Below are 22,117 nucleotides of genomic sequence, written 5' to 3' on the forward strand. Positions count from 1 at the left end.
CAGGTGAAAACCATTATCTTCCACGCTCCGACGTTGGCGCGACATATCATTCCACTGATGTCGAGCACCACAGCCCACATTGCCCGCGCTGATCTTTGCTGCGGAATATGGCTGCTCCTCCGGCCATTCCCACCGCCTTCGCCGCAGCGCAAAAGCCTTCCCCTTTGGGCTCCCAGGCACTAGGTTCTGGCCAGCCAGATCAACCCTTTGCCAGTGATTTCCCCCGACATGACCTTTCGAACCAACGTTGTCGAAGCCATCGGCAACACCCCGCTGATCAAGCTCAAGCGCGCCTCGGAATTGACCGGCTGCACCATCCTCGGCAAGGCCGAGTTCATGAATCCCGGCCAGTCGGTGAAGGACCGCGCCGGCAAATGGATGATCCTGGAAGCGGAGAAGCGCGGCGAGCTCAAGCCGGGCGGTCTCGTGGTGGAAGCCACCGCCGGCAATACCGGCATTGGCCTCGCTGTCGTCGCCAGTGCCCGCGGCTACCGCACGCTGATCGTGATCCCGGAGACGCAGAGCCAGGAGAAGAAAGACTTTCTCAAGCTGTGCGGCGCCGAGCTGATCGAGGTGCCGGCCCTGCCCTACGCCAACCCGAACAACTACCAGCATGTCGGCCGCCGCCTCGCCGACGAGCTGCGCAAGACCGAGCCGAACGGCGTGCTGTTCGCCGACCAGTGGAACAACCTCGACAATGCCAAGGCCCATTACGACTCGACCGGCCCTGAGATCTGGGAGCAGACCGGCGGCAAGGTCGACGGTTTCGTCTGCTCGGTCGGCAGCGGCGGCACACTCGCCGGCATCAGCCGCTTTCTGAAGGAAAAGAACAAGGACGTCCGGATTGCCTGCGCCGATCCGGCCGGCGCCGGCATGTATGAATATTTCAGGACGGGGACCGCCAAGGCTACCCCCGGCGATTCCATCACCGAAGGCATCGGGCTCGGCCGCTCGACCGCGATCGTCGAGAGCGCGAAGGTCGATGACGCCTATCTCATTCCCGATGCCGAAGCGGTGACGATGATCTACGAGCTGCTCCAGCACGAAGGCCTGTGCCTCGGCGGCTCCACCGGCATCAACATCGTGGGCGCAATGCGTCTCGCAAAACAGCTCGGGCCCGGCAAGACGATCGTCACCGTGCTGTGCGATTCCGGCAGCCGCTACCAGTCCAAGCTGTTCAACGCGGACTTCATGCGCGCCAAGAACCTTCCGGTGCCGGAATGGCTGGAGAAGCGCAGCAACATCAAGCCGCCCTTCGTCTAAAGCACGAAGCCGATCAGCTCCAGGTCGGACGCTGCGCACCCTGCGACACGCGCGCCAGGCGCTCGTTCGTCAGTGACGGCGGCGCCGCCTGCGGGCGCGACTGGAAGGGGTTGGCATAAGAGCCTTCGCTGCCGGCGCTCGGCCAGAACGTGAGCGCCAGGATCAGCACGAGATTGACCAGCGCGCCGACGGCCGTGCCCTGGTGCTCCCCACCGATGGCCCAGGCCGGAAACCGGCCGGCGACGACGTGATCGACGACCATCAGCGCGATCCAGGCCGGCACCACGCAAACCGGGTCCCAGCCGATGTCGCGGATGCGCATCGATTGCAGCATGAAGGTCGACAATCCGAACAGCACCATCGCGGCGATGACCGCCCGGTTCTTCAGCAGATCTTCCGGCCGGATCAGGGCGGGCGACGTATCGTGAAAGACAGCCATCGCGATCGCAAAGCAGATCGCCGTCATCACGACCGCAAGCGCGATCGTCGCGAGGAAGAAGTGCAAGCGTCCGAGACGCGCATTGAAGCCGAACAGGAAACCGAGCATTGGCGCACCCTATTTGGCGCCATATGCACAGAAAGAGCTTTCGGAGCCGTGAAACGGCGCGGCCGCGCAGCCGCGCATGGTTTCCCGAAAGCTAATTTGGGCGTTCGCCCCCGGGGATCGGCTGGGTCAGGCGCCCTCGCCTTGCCCGGCAGCGGCGGCGCAATAGTCGCGCCAGAACCGGCGATAGCCTGCCTCGAGCTCACGCGTGTAGATCCCGACATTGCCGGCGGGTGACGCTGCGATCCGGGCCGGCAGATCCGCGCGCAACTTCGCCAGAAGCTCGGGCTGCGAGGCAAATCTGCGGGCGATCTCGATATAGCCCTCGTCATCCTCGGCGACCCAATCGCCGAGCCCGACGGAGGCCACGATGGAGGCGCCGGCGCGCGAGGAGGCACCATTGCCGAGCTTGGCCACGACAGGAACGCCCTTGTAGAGCGACTCCCAGGTGCTGATGCCGCCGTTCTGCGGGAACGTATCGAGGGAAATATCGACCTGCCCGAAGGCCAGCAGGTGGTCGTCGCGCGAAGTGGTGCCGAGGCAAGTGATGTCCTCCTCGGCAATGCCTTGCGCCACAAAGCGTGCGATCAGGCCGTCGCGCACCAATGCATCGTCAAGCAGGGTATGTTTGATGATGATCTTCGATCCGCTCACCTCGCGCATCACTTTCGCCCATACGCGGCTGACCTCGTCCGAGATCTTGTTGACGCGGTTGAACACGCCGAAGGTCACATGGCCGTTGCGGAGCATGGGAAGCTCCGAAGGCGGCACATCCAGGATCGGATCGATCGTGTTCAGGCACGGCAGGTCAAAGACCTTTTCGGCCAACAGATGCCGTGCCGATTGCGGAATGAAGACAGGGTCCGCGAGCACATAGTCCATGGTCCGAAGGCCCGTGCCTGTGGCGTGCCCGAAACCGGTGGCCTGGATCGGGGCCGGCTTCCGGGCGAAGACAGGCAACCTGTTGCCGGTCGTATGCCCTGATACGTCGATCAGGATATCGACCTTGTCGGCCTCGATGCGATCGGCCAGCTCGTCGTCCGAAAGCTGCCAGGCATCGACCCAGACGTCTGCCAACGATTTGAACTTGGCGGTCAGCTCGTCTCGTGACGGCGAGCACGAATAGCAGTTGATCTTGAAGCTCTCGCGATCATGCTGGCGCAGGACCGGCAGCAAGGTGAGCCCTGCCGAGTGTTGCCGGAATTCGGCGGCGACGTAGCCGACCACAATCTGCCTGTCCGGATCAAGCGATCGCTCTTGCAGCTTCCGCCGCGGTATCTTGGAGCCGATCAAGTCCCACCAATCTCGCCGTACCGCCTGCTGGATCGCGAAATCGGCCTCGGCGCGGAAGTCCTGAAGGAAGATCTTTCCCGTGATCGCATCCCCATAGTCCGGGCGGATCGCCAGCGCGCGATCGAGATACTCGATTGCGGCGTCCATTTCTCCCTGGTTCGAATGAGCAAAGCCCATCATCGCCAGCCCCACCTCCGAGCGCGGATTTCCCTCGATCAAGGCTGCGGCGGCGGCCATCGCCTGCGCGGTCTTTCCCATCGTGAGGCAGACCTGTGCCTTGCCCCGGAGCGCCAGCTCGAGCCTGGGCGAAATCGCAAGCGCCGCCTCGAAATCCGCTAGCGCCGGCTCCAGGCGTTGCAACTCGTAACTGAGCCGCCCACGCTGCGCCAGGATCTTCGCCGAACCGGGCCTGATCGCGAGCGCCGCTGCGAGCGCGGCTTCCGCCTCATCGAAATGCTTGAGCTCGATGCTGACCACGCCTTTGCCGGCGAGCGCCTCGGCGTGGCGCGGTTGAAACAACAGAGCGCGCTCCAAGCTTTGCCTGGAGCGCTCAAACTGGCCCAGCGCCAACTCGGCCAGGCCACGATTGCAGATCGCATCGGCATGGTCGGGCTTCAGGGCGATGGCGCGATCGTACATCTCGATAGCCTGCTCGCGCAGCTTCATCTGAAGCAAGGTATTGCCGAGACCGACCAGGGCCGGCACAAAGTTCGGCTTCAGCGCGATCGCCCTCTCCTGACAGGCGCGGGCCGCTTCGAAGTTCTGAAGGACGAAGTACACGGTCGCGAGGTTGTTATGAGCCTCGTGCGAACGCGGATCGATCGCGATCGCGCGCTCGAGCAACTGTTGAGCTTCGTCGAGGCGCCCGCTTTGTTGCACGCACAGTCCGAGAAAATGCAAGGCGTCGAAATGATCCGGAATCGCCTGCAAGACCTGGCGGCAGAGCGCATCGGTCTCCGCATGCCTGCCCTGGCCAAAGGCGCTCGACGCAGCAGAGATGATGGCGTCCGCCTGCTTCTTCAATTTCTTCTGCAATCGCGCATTCTGGAATGCGCGCGCGCTGGCGCTGCTCAAATTGTCTCTCCGGAGGCCGCGGCACAATAGTCGCGCCAGAACTTGCGATAGCCAGCCTCGAGCTCACGCGTGTAGATCTCGACATTGCCGGCGGGCGACGCTGCGATCTGAGCGGGCAAGCCCGCGCGCAGCTGCGCCAGAAGCGCGGGCTGCGAGGCAAATTTGCGGGCGATCTCGATATAGCCCTCGTCATCTTCGGCGACCCAGTCACCGAGACCGACGGAGGCCACGATGGAGGCGCCGGCGCGCGAGGAAGCACCGTTGCCGAGCTTGGCCACGACGGGAACGCCCTTGTAGAGCGACTCCCAGGTGCTGATGCCGCCGTTTTGCGGGAACGTGTCGAGGGATATATCGATCTGCCCGAAAGCCAGCAGGTGGTCGTCGCGCGAGGTGGTGCCGAGGCAGGTGATATTCTCCTCGGCAATGCCCTGCGCCACGAAGCGTGCAACGAGGCTGTCGCGCAGCAGGGGATCATCGAGCAGACCGTGCTTGAGGATGATCTTCGATCCCGGCAACTCCCGCATCAGGCGTGACCAGACGCCGATTGCCTGATCCGAAATCTTGTAGATACGGTTGAACACGCCGAAGGTGACATAGCCGTTGCGCAGCATCGGCAGCTCGGTCGGCTGCAGATTCGTGACCGGCTCCATCGTGATCAGGCATGGCAGATCGTGGATTTTCTCGGGAAACAGATGCCGGACTGACGGCGGAATGAAAACGGGATCCGCGAGCACATAGTCCATGGTCTGCATGCCGGTGCCCGTCGCGTGGCCGAAGCCGGTGGCCTGGATCGGCGCCGGCTTCATCGCAAAGACCTGCAGCCTGTTGCCGGTCGTGTGGCCCGACACGTCGATCAGGATGTCGACATCGTCGGCCTGAATGCGATCGGCGAGCTCCTCGTCCGAAAGACCCCAGGCGTCGACCCAGACGTCCGCCATCTCCTTGAACCAGGCCGTGTACTCGTCCGAGCCCGGCCATGAGTAATAGCAGATGATCTTGAAGTTGGCGTGATCGTGATTGCGCAGCACCGGCAGCAGGGTGAGGCCTGCCGAGTGTTGCCGGAATTCGGCCGCGACATAGCCGACCACGATCTGCTTGTCCGGATCGAGCGGCCGCTTCGCCAGCGTCCGCCGCGGCAGCTTGGAGCCGATCAGATCCCACCAGTCTCGTCGTACCGCCTGCTGGACCACGAAATCGGCCTCGGCGCGGTAGTCCTGCAGGAAGATCTTGCCCCTGATCGCATCGCCATAGGCCGGGCGGATCGCCAGCGCGCGATCGAGATACTCGATCGCGGTGTCCATATCGCCCTGGTTCGAATAGGAGAAGCCCATCAGGGCCAGGCCCATCTCGGAGCGCGGATTCTGCTCGATCAAGGCCGTTGCCGCCGCCATCGCCTGCGCGGTCCTTCCCATCACGAGGCAGGTCTGCGCCTTGCCCCGGAGCGCGAGCTCGAGCTTGGGCGAGATCGCAAGCGCCGCCTCGAAATCCGCGAGCGCGGGCTCCAGCTGCTGCAGCTCGTAACTGAGCCGCCCGCGCTGGGCCAGAATCCTCGGCGCGCCGGGCTTGATGGTCAGCGCCATGGCAAACTTGGCCGCCGCTTCCTCGTAGTGCCGGAGCTCCGAGCAGACCATGCCGCTGCCGACAATCGCCTCGGCGTGACGCGGCTGAAACAGCAGGGCGCGCTCGAAGCTTTCCTTGGCGCGCATGATCTGGCCAAGCACGATTTCGACCATGCCGCGGTTGCAGAGCGCGTCGGCATAGTCCGGCTTGATCTTGATGGCGCGGTCGTGCAGCTCGATCGCCTTTTCGTACTGGCCGAGATGCATCAGCGTGTTGCCGAGGTTGGTCAGCGCCACCGCGAAATTCGGTTTCAGCGCGATGGCCTTCTCCTGGCACCGCCGTGCCTCCTCGAGATTGCCGAGGTCGAAATGCACGGTCGCGAGGTTGTTGTGGGCATCGTGCAGGCGCGGGTCCAGCGCGATCACGCGCTCGAGCAGCTCCCGCGCCTCCTCCAGGCGCCGGCCGTCATGCGCACACATCCCGAGCAGGTGAATGGCGTCGATATGCTCGGGGAGCACCTTGAGGATCTCGCGGCAGAGCGCCTCGGTCTCGGCATATCGTCCCTGGCCATAGGCGCCGGCCGCAGCGGAGAGGATCGTCTCCGCCTGCTTCATCAATTTCTTCTGCAATCGCGCGTTCTGGAATGCGCGTGCGCCGGCGCCGCTGTTCTGCAAGGTTGCTCTCCGGAGGATGGCCCGAGACGAGTCTAACTGATTCGTCAGCCCGGCCAGCCGGCCGGCTGGACCGGCCGTGCCCCCGGAATTTCCCGGTGTTCGCGTCCGCTGATCCGGCGTAGCCGATGGCTACGCCACCTCGCCGCGTGCCGAGGCCGAGGCACAATAGTCGCGCCAGAACTGGCGATACCCCGCCTCGATCCTGCGCGTGTAGCTCTCGACGTTGCCGGCCGGCGAATTGGCGATCTGGGCCGGCAGCTCCGCGCGCAGCTTGGCCAGATGCGCGGGCTGGGCGGCATATCTGCACGCGATCGCGGCATAGCCCTCATCGTCCTCGGCAACCCAGTCGCCAAGACCGACGGCCGCCACGATCGACCCGCCGGCCCGCGCTGAGGAACCGTTGCCGAGCTTGGCCACGACCGGCACGCCCGCATAGAGGGATTCCCAGGTGCTGATGCCGCCGTTCTGCGGGAAGGTATCGAGCGAGATGTCGACATTGGCAAAGGCCCGCAAATGCTCGTTGCGCGGGGTCGTGCCCATGCAGATGACGTGCTCCTCGGCAATGCCCTGCGCCACGAACCGGGCGACCAGGCGGTCGCGCAGCAAGGGGTCGTCAAGGAGCCCGTTCTTGATGATGATCTTCGATCCCGTCAGCTGGCGCATCACCTTCGACCATACCCGGATCGCCTCGTCCGATATCTTGAAGATGCGGTTGAAGACGCCGAAGGTCACATAGCCGTTGCGGAGCATGGGCAGCTCCGAAGGCGGCACGTCCAGGATGGGATCGATCGTGATCAGGCAGGGCAAATCGTGGACCTTCTCGGCCAGCAGGTGGCGCGCCGAGTGCGGAATGAACGTCGGGTCCGCGAGCACGTAGTCCATGGTCTGCAGGCCGGTTCCGGTGGCATGCCCGAAGCCCGTGACCTGGATGGGGGCCGGCTTGCGCGCGAACATATGGAGGCGGCTGCCGGTCGTATGCCCGGAGACGTCGATCAGGACGTCGATGCCGTCGGCCTGGATGCGATCGGCCAACTCGTCGTCCGAGAACTGCGCGGCCTCGACCCAGACGTCGGCGCAGGCCTTGAACTTCTCGGTCATCTCGTCCTGCAGCGGCCAGCAGGAATAACAGACGATCTTGAAGTCGGCGCGATCGTGATGGCGCAGCACCGGCAGCAGCGAATACGCCGCCGAGTGCTGCCTGAATTCGGAAGCGACATAGCCGACCACGATCTGCCTGTCCGGATCGAGATTGCGCGGCCCCAGCGTCCGTTGCGGAAGCTTGGCGCCGATCTGGTCCCACCAGTATTTCCGCGCCGCCTGCTGGATCACGAAATCGGCCTCCGGCAGGTAGTCGAGCACGAAGATCTTGTATCCGATGGCCTCGGGGAAATCCGGCGCGATCGCCAGCGCCGCATCGAGATGCACGAGCGCGGTCGCGATGTCGCCCTGGTTCGCATAGCAGGCGGCCAGCAGCGCCATGCCCGCCTCGGACTGCGGATTGACCTCGAGCAGGGTCTTGACGCCCGCCATCGCCCCCGCCGTGTTCCGCACCATGATGTCGACTTGCGCCCGCCAGCACAGCGCGAGCTCGTTCCGCGGCGATTGCGCCAGTGCGGCGTCGAAATCCTCCGCAGCCTTCTGCAGCCGGGACAGGGTCAGATAGAGCCGTCCGCGTTGCACCAGAATGCGCGGCGAGCCCGGCTTGAGCGCCAGTGCCAGATCGAGGGCGGCTTCCGCCTGCTCGAAATGCCGGAGCTCGAGGCACACCATGCCCTTGCCGGCGATCGCTTCCGCGTGACGCGGCTGAAGCGACAGGGCGCGATCGAAGTTCTGACCGGCGCGCTCGAACTCGCCGATCATCAGTTCCGCCATGCCGCGGTTGCAGAACGCATCGGCATAGTCCGGCTTCAGCCTGAGGGCGCGCTCGTGCAGCGCGATTGCCTCCTTGGCGAGGCCCATGTGCAGCATCGTATTGCCGAGATTGGTAAGGCTGGTCGCGCAATTCGGCTTCAGCGCAATGGCCTTTTCCTGGCACGCGCGGGCGTCCTTGTACTTCTCGAGCGCGAAATACACGGCCCCGAGATTGCTGTGCGCATCGGGCGAACGCGGATCGAGCATGATCGCGCGCTCGAGCAGGAATTGCGCGTCCTCGAAGTGCCCGCCGTCGAATGCCCGCAGGCCGAGCACGTGCGTGGCGTGGAAGTGATCCGGAACCTCTTTCAGGATCTCGCGGCAGAGGATCTCGGCCTCGGCAAGATTACCCTGCCCGATCGCCTCAATCGCGATCGACATGACGGCGTCCGCCTGCTTCCTCAGCTTCTTCTCCAGGCGCGCAGCCTGGTATGCGCGTGCGCCGACACTGCTCAAGGTCTCTCTCCGGAATCTGGTCCGAAGAAGAGACAAGTGATTCGGATGGTGCGAAGCTGGTGGCGCAGTCCCGCAGGGCCGCCAGGCGGCAGGCAGTTACCGCAGGATCTGGCTCAGGAACAACTTGGTGCGGGCATGCTGCGGGCTGGCGAAGAACTCGTTCGGGGTGTTGGCCTCGATGATCTGGCCGGCGTCCATGAACACGACGCGGTTGGCGACCTCGCGGGCAAAACCCATTTCGTGGGTGACGACCAGCATGGTCATGCCCTCTTCGGCGAGGTCGACCATGGTGTCGAGCACCTCCTTGACCATCTCGGGGTCGAGCGCCGAGGTCGGCTCGTCGAACAGCATCACCTTCGGGTTCATGGTCAACGCGCGGGCGATCGCGACGCGCTGCTGCTGGCCGCCGGACATCTGGCCCGGGAACTTGTTGGCCTGGTGCGGGATCTTGACCCGCTCCAGGAATTTCATCGCGGTCGCCTCGGCATCCCGCTTGGGGATGTTGCGCACCCAGATCGGGGCCAGCGTGCAGTTGTCGAGCACCGTGAGGTGCGGGAACAGGTTGAAGCTCTGGAACACCATGCCGACCTCGCGGCGCACGGCATCGATGTGCTTGAGGTTCGGCCCGAGCTCGATGCCGTCGACGACGATCTCGCCCTCCTGGAACTCCTCCAGCGCGTTGATGCAGCGGATCAGCGTCGACTTGCCGGAGCCCGAGGGGCCGCAGATCACGATGCGCTCTCCCTTGCGGACCTCGAGGTCTATGTCGCGCAGGACGTGGAAGTCGCCGTACCATTTGTTCAGGCCGGTAATCTTGACGATGGGGTCGGACATGATGGCCTCGATCAGTTGCGACGGTGGGCGTTGAGACGGTGCTCGACGAACAGCGAGTAGCGCGACATTCCAAAGCAGAACAGGAAATAGATGATACCCGCAAAGGCAAAGCCGGTGAACAGCGTCGAGGGCGCCGACCATTTCGGATCGGCGAACGAGGCGCGCAGCGATCCCAAGAGATCGAACAGCGCCACGATCGAAACCAGCGAGGTGTCCTTGAACAGCGAGATGAAGCTGTTGACGAGGTTCGGGATGACGTGGCGCAGCGCCTGCGGCAGCACGATCAGGGAGGTGGTCTTCCACCAGGACAATCCCAGCGCGGCGGCGGCCTCGCCCTGCCCGCGCGGGATCGCGGCAAGCCCGCCCCGGACGTTCTCGGCCTGGTAGGCGCCGGTGAACAGCGCGATGCCGATCAGGGCGCGGACGAGGCCGTCGACCGTGAAATTGCCCGGCAGGAACAGGGGCAGCATGTAGGTGGCGAAGAACAGCACGGTGATCAGCGGCACGCCGCGCCAGAACTCGATGAAGGCGATCGAGAATATCCGGATCAGGGGAATGCTGGAGCGGCGGCCGAGCGCGAGCGCAATGCCGATCGGCAGCGAGGTGACGATGCCGGCGACGGAGACCACCAGCGTCACCAGAAGCCCGCCCCAGAGCCGTGTCTGCACGACGGACAGTCCGCCGTGGTCGAGCCCCATCAGCTTGATCACGATCGCGATGGCGGCGAACGTGGCGAGGCTCCACGCCAGCGGACGCCATCCCGTGCGCACGCCGCCGCCCAACACGAAAGCGATAAGGGACACGACGGCGGTCGTGATGGTGAAGTCGGCCCAGACCGACTGGCCCGAGGCCTCGAGCTGGTCACGCAGCCAGGTCAGCGGAAAGATCAGCCAGTAGATCGCCTTGCCGACCAGCACGATGAGACTGCCGAGCACCCACAGCAGCGGCGCGATGGCCGAGGTCTTGCTGAGACTGAGCAGGACCTGCCCGGCGCCGATGATGCTGTCGTCGAACAATTGCAGCAGGCCGGCGGTCCAGCTCAGGCCGAAGCCCGAGATGCCGCCGCCATGCAGCAGGAAGAATGCGACGACGGGAAAGGCGAAGAAGAACAGGCTGGCGTTGATCGCCTTCGCCGGCAGGCGGGGCACCAGCATCGGCACCAGCAGGACCGCGGCAAGCGCGAATGTGAGGTTGACGCGCCAGCGCTCGGCCTCGGGATAGAAGCCATAGATCAGTTGCGGCAGCTTGGCCTGGATGTACGGCCAGCAGGCACCGTTCTCGGTCAGGCACGCCGTGCGGTCCGTGCCGGTCCAGACCGCGTCCACGAACAGGAACTTGACGCTGGGAACGATGGTGAACCAGAGCAACAGGGCACTGACGATGGTGATCAGGATGTTGGTCGGCGAATTGAGCAGGCGCGTGCGCACCAGGCCGATGAAGCCTGTCGTCTTCACCGGCGCGGGACGCTCGGTGAGGAGATCCTGGCGGACATAGGCGGATGCGGTCATATCGCTCATGCGCCCAGGCTCCGGCTGACGCGCCAACCGTAGACGCTCATGATCGCGCTGGTGAGTAGCGAGATCAAGAGATAGACGCCCATCGTCATCGCGATGATCTCGATCGCCTGCCCGGTCTGGCTCAGCGACGTGCCGGCCCATACCGACACGAGGTCAGGATAGCCGATCGCGACCGCCAGCGACGAATTCTTGGTGAGATTGAGATATTGGTTGGTCAGCGGCGGCACGATGACGCGCATCGCCTGCGGCACCACGATCAGGCGCAGCGTGGCGCCGCGGCTGAGGCCGAGCGAAGACCCCGCCTCCATCTGGCCCTTGTGCACCGACAGGATGCCGGCGCGCACGATCTCGGCGATGAAGGCGGCGGTGTAGGTCGACAGCGCCAGCGTCAGCGCCACGAACTCCGGAATGATGCGCGAGCCGCCGGCGAAATTGAAGCCCTTGAGCTGCGGCAGCTCGAGCGTGAACGGCAAGCCGAACACCAGCATGGTGGCGAGCGGCAGGCCGAACAGCAGGCCCAGCACATAGGGCCAGATGCGGATGACCTGCCCGCGCTGGAACAGCGCGCGCCGCGCATGGAAGCGCAGCGCCAGAGAGGCCACGATGCCGAGCGCCAGCACCGCCAGGAACGGCATCAGGCCGCTGCCGCCGATCGGCGCGGGGATGACGAGGCCGCGATTGCTGATGAAGGCGACGCCGAGCAGCGAAATGCTCTGCCGCGGATTGGGCAGCGCCGCCAGCACCGCGAGGTACCAGAACAGGATCTGGAACAGCAGCGGCAGGTTGCGGATGATCTCGACATAGATCTCGCCGACCCGCGACAGCAGCCAGTTCGGCGACAGCCGGCACAGCGCGACGATGAAGCCGAGCACGGTGGCGAAGAAGATGCCCACCACCGAGACCACGAGCGTGTTGAGGAGCCCGACCACGAACACGCGCAGGAACGTGTCCGAGCCGGTGTAGGAGATCAGGGTCTGGTTGACGTCGAAGCCGGCATTGTTCCGCAGGAAGCCGAAGCCGGCGGCGATGTGCTGGTTCTCGAGGTTGGCGCGGGCATTGGAGACGATTTCATAGCCGATCCAGCCCAGGATCGCCGCGAAGGCAAACTGGACGGCAACGCCGTTCCAGCCTGCCTTGCCGCCCAGAATGCGCCTGATCTTCAGCGCGATCTGGGCCGGCGGTTTTCGAGCCTCGGTGCTCATCGCCGCGAGCTGCTGATCAGGAGCGATCAGCGGATCGGGGGCGCGTACTGGAGACCGCCCTTGTTCCAGAGATTGTTGAGACCGCGGTTGATGGCGAGCGGCGAGCCGGCGCCGACATTGCGGTCAAACACCTCGCCGTAATTGCCGACCGCCTTCACGATCCGCACCACCCAGTCCTTGGTCAGGCCGAGCTGTTCGCCGAAATTGCCGTCGGTGCCGAGCACGCGCTTCAGCTCCGGGCTCTCCAGCTTGGCCTTCTCGTCGACGTTCTTGGAGGTGATGCCGAGCTCTTCGGCCGTGACCATCGCAAACAGCGTCCATTTCACGATGTCGAACCACTGGTCGTCGCCGTGGCGCACCATCGGGCCGAGCGGCTCCTTCGAGATGATCTCGGGGAGCACCATGTGGTCGTTGGGATTGGCGAGCTTGAGGCGGTTGGCGTAGAGGCCGGACTGGTCGGTGGTGAAGACGTCGCAGCGGCCGGCCTCATAGGCCTTGACGGTCTCGTCGTTGGTGCCGAACGCGATCACCTCGTACTTCATGTTGTTGGCCTTGAAGTAGTCGGCGAGGTTCTGCTCCGTGGTGGTGCCGGTCTGCACGCAGACCGAGGCGCTGTTCAGTTCCAGCGCCGAATTCACCTTGAGCGACTTCTTCACCATGAAGCCCTGCCCGTCGTAATAGGTCACGCCGGTGAAATTGGCGCCGAGCGAGGTGTCGCGCGAGATGGTCCAGGTGGTGTTGCGCGACAGCACGTCGATTTCGCCGGACTGCAGCGCGGTGAAGCGGTCCTTGGCCGAGGTCGGCACGTACTTGACCTTGGACGGGTCGTTGAAGATGGCGGCCGCGATGGCACGGCAGACGTCGACGTCGAGGCCGGTCCAGTTGCCCTTGTCGTCGGGCGAGGAGAAACCCGGCAGGCCCTGGCTGACGCCGCAGGAGAGCGTGCCCCGATCCTTGATCGTCTTGAGCGTTTGCGCATCGGCAGCCTGGGCGGACAGGCCGGCGGCGAGAGCGAGGGTAAGAGCCAAGGTTACGCGTTTCATGGGCTAAAGGCCTTTCAAGGTCGTCTCAAGGTCAGGAATGTTGTCTTTGGGATCGTCTCTGCCGGGGGGTAGCCTTGCAAGAGTCATGCTGGGAAGCCTTGCCGAACACCCGCCGATATCGGGAGGCCATACCTTAATCCACGCCGGATGCGCCCGCATCTCTGGCTGTGGCGCAAGGTCCGGTCAAACGATGGATCGAAGGTCGCGCAGGCCCCTCAACATGCAGCGACTGAATAGCACCTGCGCATCTCAGAACGACTGGCGAGCCGGGTCAAGGGGTTGACGGGAGTCTTCTGTGTTCTGTTATTAACGCGAGCGGCCTTTCGGCCGGCCTGCCAGGCGCAAGGCGCCCCGGCGGAAACGCGGTTTTGAAAGCAGACGCATGGATTCCTCGCACCCCTCCCAGCAGCAGGCCGAGACCCGGCTGGTCACCTCCGGCCGCGACACCAAGGCGCAGAAGGGGTTCGTCAATCCGCCGGTGTTCCACGGCTCGACCGTGCTCTACCCGACCGCCGAGGACCTCCATGCCCATCGCGGCGAGTTCACCTATGGCCGCCACGGCACCCCCACGACCAGGGCGTTCCAGGACACGCTGATGGCCCTGGAGGGGCCGCAATGCGCCGGCGTCGGCATCGTGCCGTCGGGGCTGTCGGCGATCTCCACCACCCTGCTCTCGGTGCTGAAGACCGGCGACCATATCCTGGTCGTCGACAACATCTACCGGCCCTCGCGCAATTTCTGCAACGGCATGCTGACCCGCTATGGCGTCGAGACCACCTATTTCGATCCGCTGATCGGCGCCGGCATCGAAAAGCTGTTCAAGCCCAACACCCGTGCGGTGCTGGTGGAGGCGCCCGGCTCGCAATCCTTCGAGATGCCCGACATCCGCGCCATCGCCGAGGTCGCGCATGCGAAGGGCGCGCTCGTCATCGACGACAACACCTGGGCGACGCCGCTCTATCACCGCTCGCTCGAGCAGGGTGTCGACATCAGCATGCAGGCCGCCACCAAATATATCGGCGGCCACTCCGACATCATGTTCGGCACCATCTCGGCCAACGCCAAGGCCTGGCCGCAGATCGCCGAGGGCATCCGCCTGCTCGGTGTCTGCGCCGGCCCCGACGACGTCTTCCTGGCGCTGCGCGGCTTGCGCACGCTGTCGGTGCGGCTCGCACAGCACCATCGCTCCGGGCTCGACATGGCGCTCTGGCTGGCGGAGCGTCCAGAGGTCGCGCGCGTGCTGCATCCGGGATTGGAAACCGATCCCGGCCACGCGATCTGGAAGCGCGACTTCACCGGCGCCTCGGGCCTGTTCAGCATCGTCCTGAAGCCGGCGCCGCAGCAGGCCGTCGACACCATGCTCAACACGCTCAAGCTGTTCGGCATGGGATTCTCCTGGGGCGGCTTCGAGAGCCTCGCGATTCCCTTCGACTGCAACGACTATCGCACCGCGACCAAGTGGGCGCCCGGCGGCCCGACCCTCCGCCTCCATATCGGCCTCGAGAGCGTCGACGATCTCAAGGCCGATCTCGATCGCGGCTTTGCTGCTCTCAAGACGGCGATGTGAGCTCGACCGGCCTCACATCGCATTCAATGCCGGAAGATTGAATTCCAGCACGGTGATGGTGTCGCCGTTGGCGATCGCGAAGCGGCCGCTTGAGGGATCGAGGGCCATGACGGGCGGCATCGCATCGCCGCTCAGCCCCCAAATGATGCTGCCGTCCTGACGGCCGGAGGAGAGCTCGGTCCAGGCGTGGACGACAGTTCCGGTCGAAAGCTCTATCAGCTTCGGATGCCGGTAGAGGGACAACACGTGGCGTTTCCCGAGCGGCAAGATCGTTCCAGGCGGCTCGTTCATCTTGAAGCCCCGCAGGCAGGTCCGGTTCGCGACATCGTAGACGGCGAGCCCGCACGGATGCAGGCGAGGTTCGCGGTCGTCCTCGATGCTGTCCTGCTCGGGCTCGGCTGAGGCCGCCACCGCAAGGCGATCATCGTCGAGCCAGCAGGCCGAACTCTCCTCGACCAGACCTGGATTGAATGATGCGCTGAGTTCATGGCGGCCATCGAGGTGACAGGGGTCCGCGATGGCTTGCGCGACGTCGTAGCACACCGCGAGACTGAGCGGATGCCATAGCCACCCGGCACTGAGCAGACGCCTTCCGTCAGGGCTCGCGCTTAGTCGCGAATGGAAAAAATCCGACGGCTTGCGCTCGACCGATGCCGTGAGCGGCCGGCCTGTTTCGGCCTCCTCCAGTTCGAGGCGGCAATAGTTTCCGGGACAATGTGCCAGCAAGAGCCGGCCGTCCGGAGCGTTGAACAGGACAACAGGGAATTCGTAGGCGTCTGCGAAGTAGTAGCTACGGTCCAGCTCACGAACAATCCGTCCGTCGCGAAGCAGGAGCCCCTTCGTGCCCAGCCTCTCGTAGATCACGACGAAGCGGCCATCCGGCGACGCCGTGGCGGCGTCGAACCGATAACCGAACTTCACGATCGCGCGCTTTTCCGCACCGTCGAGCGTGAATGCGCGCCCGCCGCCGACCCAATCCACGAGCTCATCGCCGCGCCAACAGAGCGAGCGTACATCGGACGCACTGAAATGGGATTGCTTGAAGAGGGCCATTGAGATTCGCAGGCTATCGAGAGCCGGTATCATAGGTTTGACCGCGCTCTTGCGATAGCCAGCCGCGCAATTCGACCCGAGCGCCGCCGGGAGAATGCCCTGAAGGCAGCAATGTGAGCCTGCTCACAAGGCATCGCGCTGCGGGAACGAGCAGTCCGCGCAAACGTTAACGCCGATGCGCCAACAAATGGTTTGATCCCCAAGCTTTTGGCGCTAGCCTCACCAATCGACTCCAATCCGGACACGGAGCATGGGAACGTTGGTTCTGCTCGATCTGATGGGCGGCGTTGCGCTGCTGCTGTGGGGCCTGCACATGGTCCACAGCGGAATCCTGCGCGCGTTCGGTCCCGACCTGCGGCGGCTGCTCGGCAAGGCGCTGGGCAACCGCATCAGTGCGTTTGCGGCAGGTCTCGGCCTCACCGCGCTGCTCCAGAGCAGCACCGCGACGGCCCTGATCACTTCGTCGTTCGCGGCCGAGGGCCTCGTCAGCCTCGCAGCCGCGCTCGCGATCATGCTGGGCGCCAATGTCGGCACGACGCTGATCGTGCAGGTGCTGTCGTTCAACATCGCCGCTGTCGCGCCCGTCCTGTTCGTGCTCGGCCTCGTCGCCTTCCGCTCCGGACCGCGCTCCCGGATCAAGGACATCGGCCGCGTCTGCATCGGCCTCGGCCTGATGCTGCTGTCGCTGCACATCCTGCTCGACACGCTGGCGCCGGCGGAGAACGCACCCGGCATGCGCGTCGTGATGGCGGCGATAACGGGCGATCCCGTGCTCTGCATCCTCATCGCCGCGCTCGTCACCTGGGCGGTGCATTCGAGCGTCGCCAGCGTCCTGCTGATCATGTCGCTGGCCTATTCGCAGTTCATCACGCCGTACGCCGCGCTGGCCCTGGTGCTCGGGGCCAATCTCGGCAGCGCCATCAATCCCGTGTTCGAAGGCGCACGGCGCGACGATCCCGCAAGCTACCGCCTTCCGGTCGGCAATCTCGTCAACCGCGTGGTCGGGATCGCCCTCGTCCTACCGTTCCTGGGCGTGATCGCCGGACACATGCACGCCTGGCAGCCGGATCTGGCGAAGATGACGGCCGCGTTCCACATCGCCTTCAACGCCGGAACCGCGATCATCTTCATCGGCCTGCTCGACACCATGTCGCGCCTGCTCACCCGCCTGCTGCCCGACCGCGTGCAGGAGGCCGATCCAGGCCGACCGCGCTATCTCGACGAGACCGCGCTGGAGACGCCGTCACTGGCGCTGGCCGACGCCGCCCGCGAGGTGCTGCGCATGGGCGATCTCGTCGAGGTCATGCTGCGCAAGGTGATGACCGCGATGATGACCGGCGACCGGGCGCTGGTCGATCAGGTCTCGAAGACGGACAACATCGTCGACGGTCTCGACGAGGCGATCAAGCTCTACGTGACCAAGCTGATGCGCGGCAGCCTCGACGAGAGCGAGGGGCGGCGCGCGATGGAGATCGTCTCCTTCGCCATCAATCTCGAGCATATCGGCGACATCATCGACAAGAGCCTGAGCGAGCTTGCGACCAAGAAGATCAAGCGCCGCTTCCAGTTCTCGGCCGAGGGTGCCGAGGAGCTCGCCGCCTTCCACAAGCGCACGATGGAATCGCTGCGGATCGCTTTCGGCGTGTTCATGTCGGGCGACGCCAATGAGGCGCGCAAGCTGCTGGTCGAGAAGACCATGCTCAAGAACACCGAGCTTGCCGCCGTCGAGCGCCATCTCGACCGATTGCGCGAGGGACGGCCTGAGACCATCGAAACCACCTCGCTGCATCTCGACGTGCTGCGTGACCTGCGCCGCATCCACTCGCACATCTGCTCCGTCGCCTATCCCGTGCTGGATGCGGCCGGCGAGCCCTATCGCAGGACCGAGGCGGAGACCGCCGCCCTGCCCGGCTCAGGCGCGGCCTCGGCGCTGCCGCGCTAGGGCGATGCGAACGGCAATCGCGCCGCCGGCCAGAAGCAGCCCCGCGGCGCAAAGCAGGATGGGAGCGATCCAAAGCGTCAGGAACGACAGCAGCCGCGCATCCTCCGGCCGCCGGGGATCGTAGGCGATCCGGACCCGCTCGCCCTCCGCATAAGGCTGGCTTGTCGACCCCGATGAGGATGTGAACGTGATCGGGCGCCCGTCCGCCGTCTGGAATTGAAACGTCGGATAGAGAAACGTCCCGCCGTGGTTTCCGCCGCTGCGCGCGACGGCACCGGCGAAACGCGCCTCGGCCTGCTCGGCCCTTGCGAGAAATGCGACGACGCCGCCGGTCTCGAACAGGCCGAGCCCAAGCAGCACAAGGCCGATCAGAACAACCGATCCAAACAGAGCTGCCGGTAACTTGCGCATGGCGATCGGGATATCCGGATGCCCTGCCGTCGTAGACCGCGATCAGCGCTCCAGCGTCTTCGAGGCGCGGCCGCGGTTCTTGATGATCAGCATGATGTTGCGGATATAGATGATGGTCGCGAGCGACTGGCCGAGGATGATGACGGGCTCGCGCTTCACGACGCCATAGACCAGCGTCATCAGGCCGCCGCCCATCGAGCAGAACCAGAACGCCATCGGCACCACGCTGTTGCCGGCGCGCTCGCTCGCGATCCACTGCACCAGGAAGCGCGCGGTGAAGAACAGCTGCGCGACGAGGCCGAACGCGAGCCAGAAGTCGAACTTGGCGACGAAGACGTCGTAGAGATAGTTGCTCAGCGCCTGACCGTATTGGATGATCATGCGTTCACCTCAGTCACATCTGGTGTCGTCTTCTTGCGGCGGATCAGCCACCACACGCCGGCCAGGTCCATGATGCCGATCCACAGCCGGTCGAAGAAGCCATAGTTGGACACGCCGGACCGGCGCGGCCGGTCGATCACGTCGACATAGGCAATGTCAAAGCCCTCGCGGCGGACCAGCGCCGGCAGAAAGCGATGCAGCCCGTCGAAATAGGGCATCATCAGGAACACGTCGCGGCGGAACGCCTTCAGCCCGCAGCCGGTATCGCGCGTGCCGTCTTGCAGGATCGCGTTGCGGACCTTGTTGGCCACGCGCGACTGGAATTTCTTGAAGCCGGTATCCTTTCGCCCGACGCGCTGTCCCGCGGCGAGACCGACATTGGCGCCCTTCTCGACCGCCGAGATCAGGTCCGGCAGGAACGCCGGATTGTTCTGTCCGTCGCCGTCGAGCGTGGCGACGATCACCCCGCGCGCCGCGCGCACGCCGCTGCGCACCGCGGCCGACTGGCCGCCCGATCTGACGTGCCGCAGCTGACGCAGATTGCTCCGCTGCGCCATCACGGCCTTGAGTCGCTCGCCGGTCGCGTCCGTCGAGCCGTCGTTGACGTAGATGATCTCGTAATCCCAGCGGCCATCGAGCGCCGCGGTGATCTCCTCGATCAGCGGCACGATGTTGTCGGCTTCGTTGCGCACGGGAACGACGATGGAAACCGATGGCTGGGACGTCGACAAATCGAGGCTCGTGGTTGGAATTGGCCTGCCCTCGGGGAACCGGCGGCCCCGGCAGGCAGCCGCTTTTATGGGGCGGACGCCCCGCGGGCAACCCTTTTGAGGCGCCCTGTGACCGGCCCCGGAAGCGGCACGATGGTGCCGTCGGCGCGGATGGCGAAGGCGAGCCGGCGCGCCGCAAACCAGTACCGGACCGTCATGGCGCCGACGATGCCGACCAGAGCCCCGGCGGTGACGTCGCTGGGGTGATGCGCGAGCAGCACGAGGCGCGTCAGCAGGATCACGATTGCGTAAGTGAACATGAACACCCGCAGCCGAGGCCACAGCGCGGAGACCGCAAACGCCAGCGCGAACGCCGTGATCGCATGGCCCGACGGCAGACTGGCATAGGCTCCCGAGCCCTCGAACGGGATGAAGTTGAACGGATCGGCCTTGCCTCCGACGAACGGACGCCCGCGGCCGATGAGATATTTCAGGATTTCACCGACGAACACGGACAGGGCAACGGACAGAAACAGGAACTGCAGACGCGTGCCGAGGCCCAGCAGCAGCGCACGCCGTGTGCCGTGAAGCCCCGCCGCGACCAGCGCCACGACGACCAGCATCACGCCCAGCACCGAGAGCACGTACTCGTCCTTGCCGAAATCGGTGAGGATGCGGATCGGCCACAGGCTGGGCGTGCCGCGCGCCGGCATCAGCTGGATCTCGGTCAGGTCGAACGCCAGCATCAGCGCGATGACCAGGGCCGCGCCCGCCATGCTGAGCCACAGCGAGTGCCGCGCCAGCTTTCGCGCGGCCTCGGCGCGGCGGGAATGCGAGGGCGAGCGCACCAGCTGCGCCAGCGCGCGCCCCGACACCGTGAGCAATTGCACGGGATAGGCCGGGCGCGAGGCGCTATCGGCGGTCGCGGGCATCTTACTCGGTGCCCTCCGAGCGGAAGATCGAGATCGAGATCGCGCGCCCTTGCGAGAAATTATAGCCGTCGATGCGCGCGCCGACCTTGTAGCGCAGCCCGATCGCCTCGGCGCGCTGCACGAAGCTGCGCTCCGAGCGCTGCTCGATCAGCGCGAAGCGGCAGCTGCCCTGGCGCAGGAAGTCCGCCGCCCCCGAGCCGTCGGTGAGCAACGTCTGCGTGCCGACCAGGAAGACGAGGCTCGGCTCGTGATAGCCGGCCGATGCCGCCTTCGGCCCGACACAGGTGACGCTGCGCAAGGCGCGCGCGATCTCGATGCTCGGGAACAGCGGTGTCAGCGACGGCAGCACGATGCCGTAGACCGTCACGGCCAGCATGAGGGCTGCGACCAGCGCATTCAGCACCGAGCGCTCGGCGCGGTTGGTGTCGAACAGCCACCAGGCGAACAGGCCGAAGATCAGCGAGGCCGCGATGAACGGCCAGGCCACGAAGGCCGGCTGCCGCGTCAGCATGACCGCGCCAACCACCGCGATGATCGAGGCCGCCGCAGGGATCGCGAACCACCAGGCCGAGCCGCGTGCGAGCCAGGACCGCGACAGCACCCGCCGCTCCAGCGCGCCGACGGTGAGGATCGCGATCGCGGGATAGAGCGGCAGCACATAATGCGGCAGCTTGGTCAGGACCGCCTCGAACACGATCCAGGACGGGATCAGCCACGCCAGCAGGAACTGCGCGCCGGGCTCGCGCCGCGCCCGCCACACCGCGGGCGCCGCCATCGCGGCCAGCGGCGCACCGGGCCAGAACGTGATCCAGAACAGCGCCAGGTAAAGTCCGGGCGGCGCGCCATGGGATTCCTGGGCGCCGAGCTTGCTGAGCATGTCGCCGCCGACGGAATCGGCGAAGAAGGCGTCCCCGGCGCGCCAGAAGATCGCGATGAACCAGGGCAGCACCAGCACCAGCGTCCACATCAGGCCCCAGAGCGGACGCAGTTTCCACAGCCAGGAGGCATCGCGATCCAGGATCGCGAGTGCGACGATGGTGAGGCCGGCGAACATCAGGATCAGCGGGCCCTTGATCAGGATGCCGACCGCAAGCGCGCTCCAGAAGATCGCGGGCCAGCTCCAGGGCGGATGCGTCTCGTCCTCGGCGCGCTGCCAGGACAAATAGGCTCGCGCCATCGCGCCCATCGCGGCGGTCACGCAGAACAGCAGCATCGCGTCGGTCTTGGCGAGCCGCGCCTCGACGCCGAGCAGCACCGAGGCGCACATCAACAGCGCCGCGAGCACGGCCGCGCGGCGCGTGACGAAAGCGAGCGCCGCCCAATAGGTCATAAGCACGGCGCCGATGGCGCCGATCAGCGAGGGAATCCGGTACACCCAGATCCGCAATTCGGCCTTCGGCAGCCTGAGGGCGGACGCGGCTTCAACGGCCGCAGATTGCAACCAGTAGATGCCGACCGGCTTCTTGTAGCGGACGTCCTCCTGGAAGCGGATGTCGACATAGTCGCCGCTCTCGACCATCTGCTTGGTCGCCTGGGCGAAGCGCGCCTCGTCGCGATCGATCGGCGGGATGGTGAAGAAGCCTGGCAGGAACAGCAGCAGCGCGCAGAGCAGCAGGAACGCGACCGCGCGGGCGTGGCTGGCCGTCGCGATATCGAGCATGGTCACGAGCCGGCTGCCCGGATTTACGGGCGATTTCGGCTCGCGGGGGGCTCCAAAACGGGGACTTGGGTAGGTCTCGGCCATTGGTTC

General features: G+C 65.3%; 17 protein-coding genes. 3 read left to right on the forward strand and 14 right to left on the reverse strand.

All coding sequences use genetic code 11. The features are described from left to right. Positions 1-228: 228 nt before the first annotated feature. Complete coding sequence (locus JQ617_RS07615; protein WP_212025607.1) at positions 229-1,263, forward strand: cysteine synthase A; 1,035 nt, start codon at positions 229-231, stop codon at positions 1,261-1,263. A gap of 13 nt (positions 1,264-1,276) precedes the next feature. Here JQ617_RS07615 and JQ617_RS07620 read toward each other — a convergent pair whose 3' ends face one another. The 8 genes from JQ617_RS07620 to JQ617_RS07655 form a co-directional block, all read right to left on the reverse strand. Beyond that, entirely contained in the window at positions 1,277-1,810 is a 534-nt protein-coding gene (locus JQ617_RS07620) for a DUF805 domain-containing protein (RefSeq protein ID WP_212025609.1), read from the reverse strand. 126 nt (positions 1,811-1,936) lie between these two features. Beyond that, positions 1,937-4,174 carry an O-linked N-acetylglucosamine transferase, SPINDLY family protein gene (locus JQ617_RS07625; protein ID WP_212025611.1) on the reverse strand — a complete coding sequence of 746 codons (2,238 nt, stop codon included), beginning with the start codon at positions 4,172-4,174 and terminating at the stop codon, positions 1,937-1,939. Further along, positions 4,171-6,408 carry an O-linked N-acetylglucosamine transferase family protein gene (locus JQ617_RS07630; protein WP_212025613.1) on the reverse strand — a complete coding sequence of 746 codons (2,238 nt, stop codon included), beginning with the start codon at positions 6,406-6,408 and terminating at the stop codon, positions 4,171-4,173. The genes JQ617_RS07625 and JQ617_RS07630 overlap by 4 nt, the downstream gene beginning before the upstream one ends. A 129-nt stretch (positions 6,409-6,537) precedes the next feature. Further along, positions 6,538-8,775: an O-linked N-acetylglucosamine transferase, SPINDLY family protein gene (locus JQ617_RS07635; protein WP_502754866.1), complete on the reverse strand. Its 2,238-nt coding sequence runs from the start codon at positions 8,773-8,775 to the stop codon at positions 6,538-6,540. 96 nt (positions 8,776-8,871) lie between these two features. Further along, positions 8,872-9,609 (reverse strand): amino acid ABC transporter ATP-binding protein, encoded by a 738-nt coding sequence (locus JQ617_RS07640; RefSeq protein WP_063683592.1) that lies wholly within the window; start codon positions 9,607-9,609, stop codon positions 8,872-8,874. Positions 9,610-9,620: 11 nt separating this feature from the next. Next, positions 9,621-11,126 (reverse strand): amino acid ABC transporter permease, encoded by a 1,506-nt coding sequence (locus tag JQ617_RS07645; RefSeq protein WP_212025615.1) that lies wholly within the window; start codon positions 11,124-11,126, stop codon positions 9,621-9,623. Then, positions 11,123-12,328, reverse strand: coding sequence for an amino acid ABC transporter permease (locus JQ617_RS07650; RefSeq protein WP_212025617.1), 1,206 nt, complete (start codon positions 12,326-12,328; stop codon positions 11,123-11,125). The genes JQ617_RS07645 and JQ617_RS07650 overlap by 4 nt, the downstream gene beginning before the upstream one ends. 26 nt (positions 12,329-12,354) lie before the next feature. Then, entirely contained in the window at positions 12,355-13,371 is a 1,017-nt protein-coding gene (locus tag JQ617_RS07655; protein WP_063683594.1) for an amino acid ABC transporter substrate-binding protein, read from the reverse strand. Between the two features lie 382 nt (positions 13,372-13,753). On the opposite strand from JQ617_RS07655, the gene metC reads away from it, so the two are divergent. Continuing rightward, positions 13,754-14,938: a cystathionine beta-lyase gene (metC, locus tag JQ617_RS07660; protein ID WP_212025619.1), complete on the forward strand. Its 1,185-nt coding sequence runs from the start codon at positions 13,754-13,756 to the stop codon at positions 14,936-14,938. Positions 14,939-14,950: 12 nt separating this feature from the next. Here the strand turns inward: metC and JQ617_RS07665 are convergent, their stop codons facing one another. Next, positions 14,951-15,991 carry a hypothetical protein gene (locus tag JQ617_RS07665; RefSeq protein ID WP_212025621.1) on the reverse strand — a complete coding sequence of 347 codons (1,041 nt, stop codon included), beginning with the start codon at positions 15,989-15,991 and terminating at the stop codon, positions 14,951-14,953. A gap of 250 nt (positions 15,992-16,241) precedes the next feature. On the opposite strand from JQ617_RS07665, the gene JQ617_RS07670 reads away from it, so the two are divergent. Continuing rightward, complete coding sequence (locus JQ617_RS07670; RefSeq protein WP_212025623.1) at positions 16,242-17,933, forward strand: Na/Pi cotransporter family protein; 1,692 nt, start codon at positions 16,242-16,244, stop codon at positions 17,931-17,933. On the opposite strand, the gene JQ617_RS07675 is transcribed toward JQ617_RS07670, so the two are convergent. The 5 genes from JQ617_RS07675 to JQ617_RS07695 form a co-directional block, all read right to left on the reverse strand. Beyond that, complete coding sequence (locus tag JQ617_RS07675; protein ID WP_212025625.1) at positions 17,904-18,293, reverse strand: DUF3592 domain-containing protein; 390 nt, start codon at positions 18,291-18,293, stop codon at positions 17,904-17,906. The two genes, JQ617_RS07670 and JQ617_RS07675, sit on opposite strands and share 30 nt — an antisense overlap. A gap of 93 nt (positions 18,294-18,386) precedes the next feature. Continuing rightward, entirely contained in the window at positions 18,387-18,725 is a 339-nt protein-coding gene (locus JQ617_RS07680) for a lipid-A-disaccharide synthase N-terminal domain-containing protein (RefSeq protein WP_063683599.1), read from the reverse strand. Continuing rightward, complete coding sequence (locus tag JQ617_RS07685; RefSeq protein WP_212025627.1) at positions 18,722-19,456, reverse strand: glycosyltransferase family 2 protein; 735 nt, start codon at positions 19,454-19,456, stop codon at positions 18,722-18,724. The genes JQ617_RS07680 and JQ617_RS07685 overlap by 4 nt, the downstream gene beginning before the upstream one ends. Before the next feature lie 65 nt (positions 19,457-19,521). Continuing rightward, positions 19,522-20,367 carry a phosphatase PAP2 family protein gene (locus tag JQ617_RS07690; RefSeq protein WP_212025629.1) on the reverse strand — a complete coding sequence of 282 codons (846 nt, stop codon included), beginning with the start codon at positions 20,365-20,367 and terminating at the stop codon, positions 19,522-19,524. Position 20,368: 1 nt separating this feature from the next. Beyond that, entirely contained in the window at positions 20,369-22,111 is a 1,743-nt protein-coding gene (locus JQ617_RS07695) for an ArnT family glycosyltransferase (RefSeq protein WP_145659689.1), read from the reverse strand. Positions 22,112-22,117: the final 6 nt, after the last annotated feature.

It is taken from the genome of Bradyrhizobium sp. KB893862 SZCCT0404 (assembly GCF_018130885.1).
In the GTDB taxonomy this organism is placed as follows: Bacteria; Pseudomonadota; Alphaproteobacteria; order Rhizobiales; family Xanthobacteraceae; genus Bradyrhizobium; species Bradyrhizobium stylosanthis.